Genomic DNA, 12555 nt, shown 5'->3' on the forward strand with positions numbered 1-12555 from the left:
TTCGCAACGCTTGGCAGTTTCGCTTCGCTCAAGTATAGCCAAGCGCCGCTCACACCTTAATGCGGCGTTAGTTGCCAAAGGAGAGTCCAGTGAAAGTTGATGATATTAGAGTTTTTATTCCTAGCAGGGATTACGAAATATCCAAATCCTTTTATCAAGCATTGGGTTTTCAAATGGATTATGTCACTGATGACTTATCCCTGTTTGAAAACGGCGAATGTACTTTTTTCCTGCAAAGGTTTTATAACGAAGATTTAGCTAAAAATTTAATGTTTCAACTTTCTGTTTTAGATATAAATGAGGCTTTTGAAATTATTTCTAGTCTAGATGGTTTCGACATAAGGTATGAACCAATTAAAACAGAACATTGGGGTAAAGTTGTTTACTTGTGGGGGCCATCGGGAGAGCTTTGGCACGTCACAGAGTTTAGCAACTAACAAGTTACTCAAACGGACGCTAAACAGTTGGCTAGCGCTCGTTCCTCGCAATTTTAGCCAACAATTTCGCGCCGATTAGTAAGGCGTTATAAGGTGCTTTCTAAATCAGGGTTTTTGAAGTGTTGTCGGTACGTTTTGTTGGCGTTTTACCAAGTTTAATCAGCATTTTGAATTGTTTTTAGAAAAGGGGTTTTGCAGTTTGTATTGCTCCTTAATTTGGTTTTTCACTTACGAATTCGTCAATTGGTAAAACGTGAAATTTGCTGTGTTTTTTGGCTGAGTTTTCCATTTCGTCAATCAAGTTTTATGGCGTTGGTTTGAACCAAAATGAGCAATTGGGTTTTCATAAAGTGTTTAATATTTAGTTTTGTTAAATCTGCGTAGTAATTTTTTTGCGTGAGTTCAGAGTTAATCATTAAATGGCTTTAAATCTTGTGAGTTTGTTTTATTATTCCATTTGGTTGTGCATTGGTTAACTTGTTGTTTTAAAAATGATCGCACACTTATAACAAGGCGTTTAAGTCGGAACATGCTCCTCACCCGTTTTAGTGGACACCTCCTCATTACTTTGAGGAGGCTAAAACAACTAAACAAGACACCCATCTTTAATTTTGTACTTTCAATTGTTTCAAACTATCCTTTAGGCAGTATGAATAAATAGGCAGGGTGTTCCATGGCAATTGCAAGAAAGCGTCAGGTTAGTTTGGCTGATACGCGATATTATCACTGCATTTCACGTTGTGTACGCCGAGCCTTTTTATGCGGAGAAGACCATTTTACAGGTCAGTCTTACGAGCACCGCAGAGGCTGGGTAGAAGATAGGCTACTTGCCTTAGCAAAAGTATTTTGTATAGATGTGTGTGCTTATGCTGTGATGAGTAATCACACTCATTTAGTACTGTATGTAGATGATAAAAAGGCTAATAGGCTAAATGACCAAGCCATTATTATTCGTTGGCATAAAGTGTGTAAAGGCACGTTATTAACGCAAAAATACCTGCAAGGTGAAAAACTCACTAAAGCAGAGCTTATCTTTTTCAATCAAACAGTAAAACAATACCGAGAGCGGCTATCTAGCATCAGTTGGTTTATGCGCTTGTTAAATGAAGATATTGCGCGCAAAGCGAATAAAGAAGACAACTGCACTGGTCGATTCTGGGAAGGGCGCTTTAAATCACAGGCCTTGCTAGATGAAGCCGCACTAGCTGCTTGTATGGCATATATAGATTTAAATCCAATTAGAGCAAAGATAGCCAGCACCCCCGAAGAATCAAATCATACCAGCGTGAAAAAGCGATTAGAAAGTGCAGCAACAGGCAAGCAGCCTAAAAGTTTATTACGTTTTGCAGGCTTACCACGCCAAATTATGCCAAAAGGCCTACCTTTTGAACTTAAATCCTATCTTGAACTCGTTGAATTAACAGGCCGTGTTATAAGAGAAGACAAGCGGGGGCACATTGACAATATTCATCTTCCTTTACTAGAGCGAGTCAATATTAGCTCTCAGAACTGGCTGAAATTGACGACACAATTTACGCGTGTGTTCCATGGTGCAGTCGGTAGACCTTCTTCACATGGAAGCTATTGTGAAAATTTAGGAAGAAAGCGGCGAGCAAACATGAGTAACTGCGAAAAATTACTCGCATAAAGCTTAATCAATCAAATACGTAAACTTACTGTATAGAGCAGGTATTTCCATGTCTGTCATTTAAGTTTTACAACGGTATTTACTTATTTAAAGCTGAAACTAGCTTTTTAAAGTAGCAAGAAGCTAAATGCAGAGCTTAATAGTGAATTTTGTGGCACAGATTAAATAGCAGTTAGGATGGGTGTCATTATATGATCTTATCATTATATGATCTTAGGACGCGTATAGCTCGGCACGCGCTCGTTCCTTGCTAATTTAGCAAGCTATTACTTGCTGTTTATTGTGGCATTAGCTTTAAGAGAGAACATGGAAGTATTCAAGTACGTATTTTGGATTTTGACGACTTACTTATTCTTTACTCTTTGTCTAAGAGTTTTTTGGTTTGTTAGAAGTCGTTATTATCAGTTAAGTTGGTTTGCAGAGTGGTTCTTAGCCCTTACTTGTTGTGTAGGAATTTACGGAGTTGCTTACAATACCCAAATAATAAATCAGGGCTTTTGGTGGTTTGTGTTAGTTTTAATTATCGTAAGTTCTATTTTAAGGTTACGTAGTTTAGTCTTACAATCTCAACTTAAACAGCTCACAAATTGGCAATTGATATTTGTTCGTTGCCTAATGGCTTCGTTTACATTACCACTAGTAATTGGCGTGTTTTTCAATGCGGCAAACTTAAGTGGTATTTGGTAAGAGGCTAATAAGGTTTTAGAGTCGAATTTTGCTCTTCCCCCCCCGTTTAAGTGGACTCTCAACATAGCAAATCTATTTTAGTTTAAAATAAACTGTTGACATAATATGTCGTGATGGTTACTTTTAATACATAATATTAAAAGGAAAACTAAAATGGAAATTTGGAATTTATTTACTGATTTGATAGTGCAATCAATCACCTTTTTTACTCAAGAGGTGGGCGTTAGCCAAGCGGCTGCTATTATTTTGTTTACCATTATTGGGCGATTAGTTTTAATGCCGATTAACCTTGTCGCTATGGCTAATATGGTTAGAAATAAAAAAGCAATTGCCGCACTAAAACCTGAGCTAGATAGCATAAAGAGCAACTATAAAGATCAGCCCAGTGAAATCGCAAAATTAACTATGGCGCTGTATAAAAAGCACAACATTAAGTTTATCGATAAAAAAAGTGTGACTAATATGGCAAGCCAAGGGGTATTTGGCCTTGGAACTTTTCAGGCTCTGCAACAAATTGTATTTAATAGTAAGTTTGCTTGGATTGCCAGTATTTCAAAGCCTGATATTGCGCTTTCGTTACTAGTGGGGGCTATTACATATTTATCTATGATGATGATGCCTGGTAGCGCAGAGCAAAGCAGCACCTTATTGTTCCTAATTCCCGCAATTATTTGTGTTGTTACTCTGGTTAACTTTCCTTCTGCAATTGGTTTGTACTGGGCTGCATCAAGTAGTACTAGCTTGTTGCAGTCATTATTAGTAAATAAATATTTTAAAAACCAGCAAGCACAACAAGTTTTGTAAAGGTCGCTAAACAAAGGAATGGCAATAATGAATATGTGTTATCAGCCCACAGCTGATTTAATGGCTTCTGCACAGTTAACCTATACCAATATGCGTGGATATTATGAGCATTATGGTGTTGATTGGCAGCAACTTAAAATATGTGAGCAAATTTCAGACCTTGAAAATTGGGATGTTTTGTTAAATGGCGATGTAGTGGGTGCAATGCGCTTGGCTTTTGATAATGAGGGTTGCTACATACGTGACCTACAAGTAGATGCTGCGTTTCAAAATATGGGTATTGGTGCAGCAGCGATTAATGAGGGTGCTCGTTTAGCTGTGCTCCAAGGTGCTATGCAACTTAGGCTTCGCGTTTTTAAAATAAGCCCTGCGTACAAGCTTTACACACGTTCAGGTTTCAGCATAGATAAAGAAGACGACAGATTTTATTATATGTCTAAAAGCTTAGTTTAATGGCTGTGACTTTTATTTTAAAAATTAATGTTGCTCAGTCACTGTAGATTAATATTTGCTCATTCAAACTGCTATTCCGACAATTTAATAAAATATTTATGGATAGATTATGCGCTTTTTTACAAACAAAACAGCCACATTAAGTGTTTGCTTTTTATTGCTTGGCACGGGTTTTATGCTGATAGAAAACAGTGTGTATCAATATGTTGATCATAATGGTGTTCTACATGAAAGCGTGTTTATGCCTTTGAGCATACTGTGTTTTGCTTTGGGGGTTCTTTTTGTGGTTAGTTTGTTAGCCCGAAAAGTATTCGGGCTATTTAAAAGTGCTAGGGCAGGTGGGCATTAACCGCTGCTGTTATTACTCATTATTTAAGTTAGCGGGCTCTAATAAGTTAAATGTCGGCAAGCGCCATTTAAAGCGTACCGATGCCATACGAATTAAATAACCTACCACTAAACTTGCAACCACGCTGATATTGTCATCAATGTTGTAGTGGTGTAGCGCTAAGTATAAACACGCGACTATAAGTGCTACGCTTGCGTAAAGTTCATGATGAAGTACTAATGGTGCTTGGCGACAAATTAAATCTCGTAATAATCCACCAAATACACCTGTTACTATAGCTGCGACCACACAAATTCCATAGTGCAAACCCATATTAAGTCCAACTTGGCAGCCAATAATACTAAACGCAGCAAGCCCTAGTGCATCTAGGCGCATAAATATGCCTTTAAATTTAACCACCCATTTTGCCAACCAAGTGGTAACAATACCGGCTAGGCAAGTGATCAGTAAATATTCTGGGTGTTTTACCCAAGTCAGTGGGTAGTTACCTAATAAAATATCTCGCACGCTACCACCACCAATAGCTGTGGCACTGGCTACTAACATAACACCAAACCAATCCATATTTCTTCGTCCAGCGCTAAGAGCACCAGTCATGGCTTCTGCTGTAATACCTATAATATAAACGATGGTTAAAAGCATGAGATGATCACTTGAAAATTTAACATGAAAATAAAAGCAGGATTGTAGTGATAAAATTGTGCATTGACGAGTGAAAAATTACATCAAAAACAGCCGATTTCAGATTAAAAAAACTAATGTGATAGCGAGGTGTGAATAGCCTGTTAATGCAAAGAAACCGCTTGCTTTAGTGTTAAAAACAAAAAGGACAAATGACCGTAAAAACGCAATAAAGCCTAAATAAATTTAAGGGTGACAGGGTGTTATTGCCTTTATTTTTGCTAGTTTTTAAAAGCGCTGTTAGCTCGACCCACGTGCAATTAAACGTGGTGGCAGTAGGGTGCTTTGCACTTGTTCACCACGAATCAGTTTTAATAAGTTCTCAACTAACATTTGCCCAGCGATAGTGGTGTTTTGTTCTATGGTTGTCAGCGGCGGGTTAATGTAACTGGCAATAGATATATTATCAAAACCTATCACGGCTACATCTTTTGGCACGTTAATATTGGCTTCTTTTAATGCCCGTATTGCGCCTATTGCTATAAGGTCGCTGGCAGCAAAAAGTGCATTAAAGGTAATGTTATTAGCAATTAACGAACGCGTGGCATGATAGCCAGACTCTTCGGTAGAAATAGCGTTGGCTATTTTACGCTCATTGAGTGTAATACCGTTTTGTTGTAACGCGTCTTTAAAGCCATTAAAGCGGGCAAAAAATTCGGGGCTATGATCAGAGGCATCGCCTATAAACGCGCAGTCTTTGCGGCTATGAGCTAATAAATGCTCGGCGGCGAGTTTACCACCGCCATAATTATCGCAACTTATGGTTAAGTCGGGGCGGTTATCAACGCTAGCCCCCCAGCAAACAAATTTGGTGTTTTGTTCAAGTAAGGTGTTAAATTTAGGCTGAAAATCTATGTAGTCACCATAACCTAATAAAATGATGCCATCTGCACGGTGACTATCTTCGTAATCAGCCTGCCAATCAGCACTGGCCGATTGAAATGACACGAGTAAATCGTAACCCTCTTTAGCGCAGGCACGAGTAATACTGCCCAGCATGGCTAAAAAAAACGGGTTTATTTGTGACTCATCTGAGGTAGGGTCTTCAAACAACAATAACGCAAGGGTACTGCTTTGCTGAGTTCGCAGGTTACTGGCATTTTTATCAACTTTGTAGTTAAGCTTTTTGGCAATGTCATGAACTCGCTTGCGCGTTTCATCATTTACTAAGGGACTGTTGCGTAAAGCACGAGAAACTGTAGATTGAGACACCCCAGCATAATGGGCTATATCAAACGAGGTGGCTTTACCTTTCATCACTATTACTTATTTAAGAGGACAATAAGGGGCTATTCTCGTTTATTGATGGATTTTTTCAAGCTTATTTATCAATAAAGGCATTTTTTTATTGATTTTGATATGACACCGGTGTCACAATAAGGGCGTTTTATCATTTTGTTGTCAAAACGTATTAGCTACCTTTATTATTAAAGGTAGCCTTTTTTTACAGTGATAGCTGCTTTGAGGTGATAGCTCAAAGTAAATAAGTATCAATGGATACCCCATTAAAATAATAAGTACTCATTACTTAAACAAAAGAGATAACACTATGGGTTTACACTCTAGCACACACTTTGATCCTATTTTGGTTGCCGATATAGGCGGCACAAACGCCCGTTTTGCATTGATAACTGGGTTCGACGAATCAAGTAATCAATTTACCATTGAGCATAACCATACGTTTCCAAGTGCTAGTTATGGATCACTCGAGAGTGCCACTGAGTATTATTTATCAACAGTGTCTCATATAAATCCTAAGCGCGCATGTCTTGCCGTAGCAGGTCCAATTAACGCAGGCCAAGTTCACTTAACTAACTTAGGTTGGCACTTTAGCGTTAATGATATTAAACATCATTTTGACTTTGAACAATTAAGCATAATAAACGACTTTGCTGCTTTTGCTTACGCTGCTCCGTACTTAGACCTTTCTCAAAACGTAACGGTTAAACCTGGCCAAGCAGATGACACTGCTAATATTGGTGTAATGGGACCAGGTACAGGCTTTGGTGCTGCGTGTCTAGTGCGTACAGCACATTCGTGTGCGGTAATGAGCTCAGAAAGCGGCCATATTTCACTGTCGGCCGTAAACGAACTTGACGCTCAGCTTATTCAAGCACTTAAGAAAGACCACCCACATGTATCGGTAGAAACGGTATTTTCGGGCCCTGGCATTGCTCATTTGTATAAAGCAATGGCTGCAGTTAAAGGGGTGGCGGCAAAGAATTTAGACGCTGCACAAATTAGTAGCTTAGCCAACAGCGGTGAATGTGAAGTATGTGAAGCAACGCTTAATCAGTTTTGTGATTGGATTGGCAGTGTAGCAGGCGACTTAGCGCTTGCTTACGGTGCTCTTGGTGGCCTTTATATTGGCGGTGGAATTTTACCACGCATGCAGGCTCGTTTACTGGAAAGCCGCTTCATGGAGCGCTTTTCACAAAAGGGCATAATGTCGCAATATACAGGTCAAATTCCGGTCACATTAGTAACACAAGACAACATTCCTTTAATTGGTGCTGCCGCGTGTTTGCATACGAGTCAACAGGTTTAATTACGTTGCATACATTTGGAAATAAATAGATGAAAAAAGTCACTATAAATAGCGTTGCCAGTTATGCCGGTGTATCTAAAAAAACAGTATCGCGCGTATTGAATAACGAACCAAATGTGAGTGCGGCCACACGTGAAAAAGTATTAGCGGTATTTAAAGAGCTTGATTACACACCTAATCCCATTGCTCGAGGACTTGCACAAAACCGTAGTTTTATTATTGGTTGCTTATACGACAATCCAAGTAAAAGTTATATTACCCGTGTGCAAACAGGCGCATTAGCTGCATGCCAAGAAAACAACTATAACTTGTTGATTCACCCTTGTGAGCTCAGAGGTGATGCACTCATTAACAACATAGAGCAGCTATTGCAGTCATCACGCCTTGATGGTTTAGTGCTTACGCCGCCATTTTGTGACTTTTCAGAGTTGGTTGATTTTTTAAAGTCTAAAAAAATTCCTTATGCTCGAGTGGCTTCTGCTATTTTAGAAGATGACTCTATTTCTGTTACCAGTAATGACGAGCAGGGCGCATTTGAAATTACCGAACATTTAATAAACTTAGGGCATACCTCTATCGCGTTTATTAAAGGTCACCCAGATCACAGTGCTACACAGCAACGTTTTAAAGGCTACAGGCGCGCACTAGCAAGCCATGGTATTGAATTTAACGAACGCTTAGTTGAAGAGGGGAACTTTAGTTACCATTCAGGGGTAGACAGTGCCCGTAGTATTTTAGATTTATCGCCACGCCCTACGGCTGTATTTGCATCGAATGATTACATGGCAGCAGCCGTTCTTAAATTAGCTACACAGCGTAATTTACGTGTACCAGATGACATTTCTATTGCTGGCTTTGATAACGCCCCCATAGCGCGTCATATTTGGCCAGGCCTAACGACTATAGCGCAACCTGTAGAAGAAATGACAAAACAAGCTGTTACCCAGTTAATTACCCACATTATTGAGCCGCAAGAGTCGCCTTACAAAGTGATTTTAGAAGCAAAATTAATCACGCGAGAGTCAACCGCAGCCGTAAAATAAAACCGCTTTTTCACAGTAGCCCGAGTATGAGTGACGCTTACTCGGGCTTTTTTTATCTGCATTTTTAATCTTCATTATTTGCCGCTGGTATTTCACTAAAAATTCACGTTTATTTATTGTACATGTTAAAAAAAAGGACTATTTTTATTACTCAGGGTTGACACCGGTGTCAGTGTCATGCGTTAATACCCTGACACCGGTGTCAGGGTTGTTGTGAGAGGCTCCCTGGTAGCGTACCTTTGAACGGGTAAGTCAAAGATGCTCAGTACAGTTATTTTCGTGGAGTCTATAATTGTTACTGAGCCTTTATCCTCTAACGAATAGAGATGAGTAAAATTATGTTGCACCCTCGAATTCAAGAAGTCACAGAACGCGTTATTGAGCGCAGTAAACAAACCCGTCAAGCCTATTTAGATCGTATTTCGCACGCAAAAAAACAAACAAGAGTTCGTGCTGGTTTAGGTTGTGGCAATATTGCCCATGTTATGGCTGCGTGCAGCAGCGATGACAAAGCGCGTTTAAAAGCAGATGAGGTGCCAAACCTTGCAATTATTAATTCATACAACGACATGTTATCTGCGCATGTGCCTTACAAAGAATACCCAGATTTAATTAAAAGCATTGCCACTAAATTTGACGCAACCGCGCAAGTTGCTGGCGGTGTTCCTGCGATGTGTGATGGCGTTACCCAAGGGCGTGACGGCATGGAACTATCGCTTTTCTCTCGTGATGTTATTGCTATGTCTACTGCGGTTTCGTTATCGCATGACGTGTTTGATGGTGTGTTTTGTTTAGGTGTATGTGACAAAATTGTTCCAGGCCTATTAATTGGCGCTTTATCATTTGGCCATTTGCCTGTGTATTTTTTACCAGCAGGACCAATGCAGTCAGGTATTCCAAACAAAGACAAAGCACGTATTCGTCAAAAGTTTGCACAAGGCTTAGTATCTCGCGATGAGTTATTAGAGGCAGAAAGCGCATCTTATCACAGTGCGGGTACGTGTACGTTTTATGGCACTGCAAATTCAAACCAAATGTTAATGGAAATTATGGGCTTACACTTACCAGGTAGCTCGTTTATTAATCCATACACAGAATTGCGTGATGGCTTAACGGGTAATGCAGTTGAGACCATGCTCAAGCAGCTTACAGAAAACAAAGATGGCCCGTGTTTAGCGGATGTGATCAGCGAAAAAACCATTATTAATGGCCTCGTTGGTTTGCTATCAACTGGTGGCTCAACCAATCATGCAATCCACATTGTGGCGATTGCAAAAGCGGCTGGTATTCAGGTTACTTGGAAAGACATGTCTGATTTATCAGCGGTTGTACCATTACTGACGCGTATTTACCCTAATGGCTCAGCAGATGTGAACCATTTCCAAGCAGCCGGTGGCATGGGCTTCTTAATGCGTGAATTAGCCAGTGCTGGCTACCTACATACAGATGTGACTACTATTTTAGGCGAAGGTCTTGCACCTTACATGTGTGAGCCACTGCTTGATAAAGACGATAACTTGATTATGAGTGATGCCAATGGCCCTAGTAAAGTTAAATGGGTTGCGTGTCCTGAAAACTCACATGATGAAGAAGTACTTCGTCCTGTAAGCAATCCATTTAGCAAGCAAGGTGGTTTACAGCTACTAACTGGTAACTTAGGTAAGGCGGTTATTAAAGTATCAGCCGTTGCAGAATCTCATCAAGTGGTGTCAGCACCAGCTAAAGTATTTAGCTCACAAGGTGAGTTACAAGACGCTTATACCCGTGGTGAGCTTAACCAAGATTTCATTGCTGTTCTTAAAGAGCAAGGCCCTAAGGCTAAAGGCATGCCAGAGCTTCATAAGCTCACGCCGGTAATGGCAACATTACAAGATCAGGGTTATAAAGTGGCCATAGTTACCGACGGACGTATGTCGGGTGCATCAGGCAAAGTACCAGCGGCAATCCACTTAGCACCTGAAGCGGTAGAAGGTGGCATTATAGCTAAAATCCATGAAGGCGATATTGTTACTTTAGATGCGCCAAATGGTATTTTAAAAGTGCATGTAAGCGACGAAGAGCTTGCACAGCGTGAGCTACAAATTAGCCAAGCAAGCCAAACATTTGGTACAGGCCGTGAATTATTTACTGGATTTAGAAATATCGTAAGCAGTGCCGATTTAGGTGCAAGTGCTTTTGGACTTGAATAATAATTAGCCATATTGGGTAATGAGGAACAAGTAATGAGTATTGAAAAAATCTTAGCATCGGCACCCGTTGTGCCAGTGGTGGTAATCGAAAAACTAGAAGATGCTGCACCACTTGCAAGAGCGTTGTATAACGGTGGCTTAAAAGCACTTGAAATTACACTGCGTACACCAATTGCTGCACAAGCTGTAAAGTTAATGAAAGCTGAAGTACCAGAGGCATATGTGGGCACTGGCACGGTGGTTGATAAAGCAAGCTTTAACGCGTCAGTAGAAGCGGGCGCTGACTTTATGGTGAGCCCTGGTGTAAGTGATGAACTGTTAGCATTGGCAAAAGAGTCAACTATCCCTTTTTTACCCGGTGCAGCTACCCCAAGCGAAGTGATGAACTTGGCAGCGCATGGCTTTAAATTTTTAAAGTTTTTTCCTGCAGAAGCCGCAGGCGGTACAGCGATGATTAAGTCGATTGGCGGCCCATTACCTGATATTACTTTTTGTCCAACTGGTGGCATTAGTTTAGCGACTGCCCCTAATTACTTAGCACTTAACAATGTTATTTGCGTAGGTGGTACGTGGATGTTAGATAAACAACTTATTGAAAATAAAGACTGGCAAGCCATTGAAACGCTTGCTCGCCAAGCATGTGAAGTTAATAGGAGTCAAAAATGATTAATGTAGCAATTAATGGCTACGGCCGTATCGGTCGTAATGTATTGCGTGCACTGTACGAATCAGCGCAAAATAATGAAATTAAAATTGTGGCTATTAACGATTTAGCCCCAGCTAATGTAAATGCTCATCTGACTCAGTTTGACTCAGTACACGGTCGTTTTTCACAGCAAGTAACGCTAAAAGACAACACCATGCTAATTGGCGATGATGTGATCACGCTAACGCAAGAACGTGATCCTGCTAATTTACCGTGGAAAGCACTAAACGTTGATATTGTGCTTGAATGTACGGGTTTATTTACTTCTCGCGAAGCAGCTAACAAGCACATTGAAGCAGGCGCTAAAAAAGTAGTGGTATCGGCTCCTGGTACAGATATGGATGCTACCGTAGTTCACGGTGTAAATAGCGATGTAATTAATGCCGATAGCAACATTATTTCTAATGCTTCATGTACAACCAATTGTTTAGCGCCTGTTGCTAAAGCAATTAACGATACGGTAGGAATTGAACAAGGTAGCATGACCACCATTCATGCTTACACCAACGATCAAAACTTATCTGACGTATACCACCCAGATTTATACCGCGCGCGTAGTGCGACTCAATCTATGATCCCAACTAAAACGGGTGCTGCAAAAGCGGTTGGATTAGTTCTGCCTGAACTTGCCGGTAAACTAGATGGCATGGCGGTACGTGTACCAACAATTAATGTGTCGTTAGTTGATTTAACATTTATTGCTAAGCGTGACACAAGTATTGAAGAAATTAACCAAGTAGTTAAAGATGCTGCGTTTGGCTCTATGAAAGGTATTTTAGAGTACAATGAGCTGCCGCTTGTTTCTATCGACTTTAACCATAACCCAGCATCATCAATTTTTGATGCAACGCAAACGCGTGCTGATGGTAAATTAGTTAAAGTAATGGCGTGGTACGACAACGAATGGGGTTTCTCAAACCGCATGTTAGATCAAGTTAAAGCGCTGGGTGCTTATTTATAATTTTTCCGTGTAGTTAAATTTTACTTTATCCAGCCAAGCCACGCACTGC

The 12555-nt window shown here is 40.3% G+C and carries 12 protein-coding genes; 10 read left to right on the forward strand and 2 right to left on the reverse strand.

Going from position 1 to position 12555, the window contains the following annotated elements; genetic code table 11:
- The first annotated feature begins 89 nt into the window (after positions 1-89).
- The 5 genes from AC0VZ5_RS07105 to AC0VZ5_RS07125 all read left to right on the forward strand — a co-directional run bounded on the left by AC0VZ5_RS07105 (position 90) and on the right by AC0VZ5_RS07125 (position 4378).
- On the forward strand, positions 90-437 hold the full coding sequence (locus AC0VZ5_RS07105; RefSeq protein WP_475474685.1) for a VOC family protein: 348 nt from the start codon (positions 90-92) through the stop codon (positions 435-437).
- A gap of 673 nt (positions 438-1110) precedes the next feature.
- A complete protein-coding gene (locus tag AC0VZ5_RS07110) occupies positions 1111-2085 on the forward strand; it encodes a transposase (protein WP_475474686.1) in 975 nt (324 codons plus the stop codon).
- Between the two features lie 840 nt (positions 2086-2925).
- Entirely contained in the window at positions 2926-3576 is a 651-nt protein-coding gene (yidC, locus tag AC0VZ5_RS07115) for a membrane protein insertase YidC (protein WP_475474687.1), read from the forward strand.
- A 27-nt stretch (positions 3577-3603) separates the two neighbouring features.
- Positions 3604-4029 (forward strand): GNAT family N-acetyltransferase, encoded by a 426-nt coding sequence (locus AC0VZ5_RS07120; protein WP_475474688.1) that lies wholly within the window; start codon positions 3604-3606, stop codon positions 4027-4029.
- Positions 4030-4138: 109 nt separating this feature from the next.
- Positions 4139-4378, forward strand: a complete 240-nt coding sequence (locus tag AC0VZ5_RS07125) for a DUF3955 domain-containing protein (RefSeq protein ID WP_054200833.1) — start codon at positions 4139-4141, stop codon at positions 4376-4378.
- A 12-nt stretch (positions 4379-4390) separates the two neighbouring features.
- Here AC0VZ5_RS07125 and AC0VZ5_RS07130 read toward each other — a convergent pair whose 3' ends face one another.
- Both AC0VZ5_RS07130 and AC0VZ5_RS07135 read right to left on the reverse strand, forming a co-directional pair.
- Entirely contained in the window at positions 4391-5020 is a 630-nt protein-coding gene (locus AC0VZ5_RS07130) for a trimeric intracellular cation channel family protein (protein WP_010389835.1), read from the reverse strand.
- A gap of 279 nt (positions 5021-5299) precedes the next feature.
- Positions 5300-6316, reverse strand: coding sequence for a LacI family DNA-binding transcriptional regulator (locus AC0VZ5_RS07135; protein ID WP_475474689.1), 1017 nt, complete (start codon positions 6314-6316; stop codon positions 5300-5302).
- Positions 6317-6608: 292 nt separating this feature from the next.
- Between AC0VZ5_RS07135 and glk the strand changes: the two genes are divergently transcribed.
- The 5 genes from glk (at position 6609) to gap (ending at position 12506) form a co-directional block, all read left to right on the forward strand.
- Positions 6609-7607: a glucokinase gene (glk, locus tag AC0VZ5_RS07140; protein ID WP_475474690.1), complete on the forward strand. Its 999-nt coding sequence runs from the start codon at positions 6609-6611 to the stop codon at positions 7605-7607.
- A gap of 29 nt (positions 7608-7636) precedes the next feature.
- Positions 7637-8650, forward strand: a complete 1014-nt coding sequence (locus tag AC0VZ5_RS07145; protein ID WP_010389842.1) for a LacI family DNA-binding transcriptional regulator — start codon at positions 7637-7639, stop codon at positions 8648-8650.
- 338 nt (positions 8651-8988) lie between these two features.
- On the forward strand, positions 8989-10839 hold the full coding sequence (edd, locus tag AC0VZ5_RS07150; RefSeq protein WP_178955978.1) for a phosphogluconate dehydratase: 1851 nt from the start codon (positions 8989-8991) through the stop codon (positions 10837-10839).
- A gap of 33 nt (positions 10840-10872) precedes the next feature.
- On the forward strand, positions 10873-11505 hold the full coding sequence (gene eda / locus AC0VZ5_RS07155; protein ID WP_138569579.1) for a bifunctional 4-hydroxy-2-oxoglutarate aldolase/2-dehydro-3-deoxy-phosphogluconate aldolase: 633 nt from the start codon (positions 10873-10875) through the stop codon (positions 11503-11505).
- Entirely contained in the window at positions 11502-12506 is a 1005-nt protein-coding gene (gene gap, locus AC0VZ5_RS07160) for a type I glyceraldehyde-3-phosphate dehydrogenase (RefSeq protein ID WP_008110546.1), read from the forward strand. The genes eda and gap overlap by 4 nt, the downstream gene beginning before the upstream one ends.
- Positions 12507-12555 lie beyond the last annotated feature (49 nt).

Source organism: Pseudoalteromonas sp. QJM3NY_12 (assembly GCF_056173165.1).

Bases quoted from the DNA above. Each gene is read 5' to 3' on its own strand.
- AC0VZ5_RS07110 (WP_475474686.1), top strand. From the start codon at position 1,111: ATGGCAATTGCAAGAAAGCGTCAGGTTAGTTTGGCTGATACGCGATAT.
- yidC (WP_475474687.1), top strand. From the start codon at position 2,926: ATGGAAATTTGGAATTTATTTACTGATTTGATAGTGCAATCAATCACC.
- AC0VZ5_RS07120 (WP_475474688.1), top strand. From the start codon at position 3,604: ATGAATATGTGTTATCAGCCCACAGCTGATTTAATGGCTTCTGCACAG.
- AC0VZ5_RS07125 (WP_054200833.1), top strand. From the start codon at position 4,139: ATGCGCTTTTTTACAAACAAAACAGCCACATTAAGTGTTTGCTTTTTA.
- AC0VZ5_RS07130 (WP_010389835.1), bottom strand. From the start codon at position 5,020: ATGCTTTTAACCATCGTTTATATTATAGGTATTACAGCAGAAGCCATG.
- AC0VZ5_RS07135 (WP_475474689.1), bottom strand. From the start codon at position 6,316: ATGAAAGGTAAAGCCACCTCGTTTGATATAGCCCATTATGCTGGGGTG.
- glk (WP_475474690.1), top strand. From the start codon at position 6,609: ATGGGTTTACACTCTAGCACACACTTTGATCCTATTTTGGTTGCCGAT.
- AC0VZ5_RS07145 (WP_010389842.1), top strand. From the start codon at position 7,637: ATGAAAAAAGTCACTATAAATAGCGTTGCCAGTTATGCCGGTGTATCT.
- edd (WP_178955978.1), top strand. From the start codon at position 8,989: ATGTTGCACCCTCGAATTCAAGAAGTCACAGAACGCGTTATTGAGCGC.
- eda (WP_138569579.1), top strand. From the start codon at position 10,873: ATGAGTATTGAAAAAATCTTAGCATCGGCACCCGTTGTGCCAGTGGTG.
- gap (WP_008110546.1), top strand. From the start codon at position 11,502: ATGATTAATGTAGCAATTAATGGCTACGGCCGTATCGGTCGTAATGTA.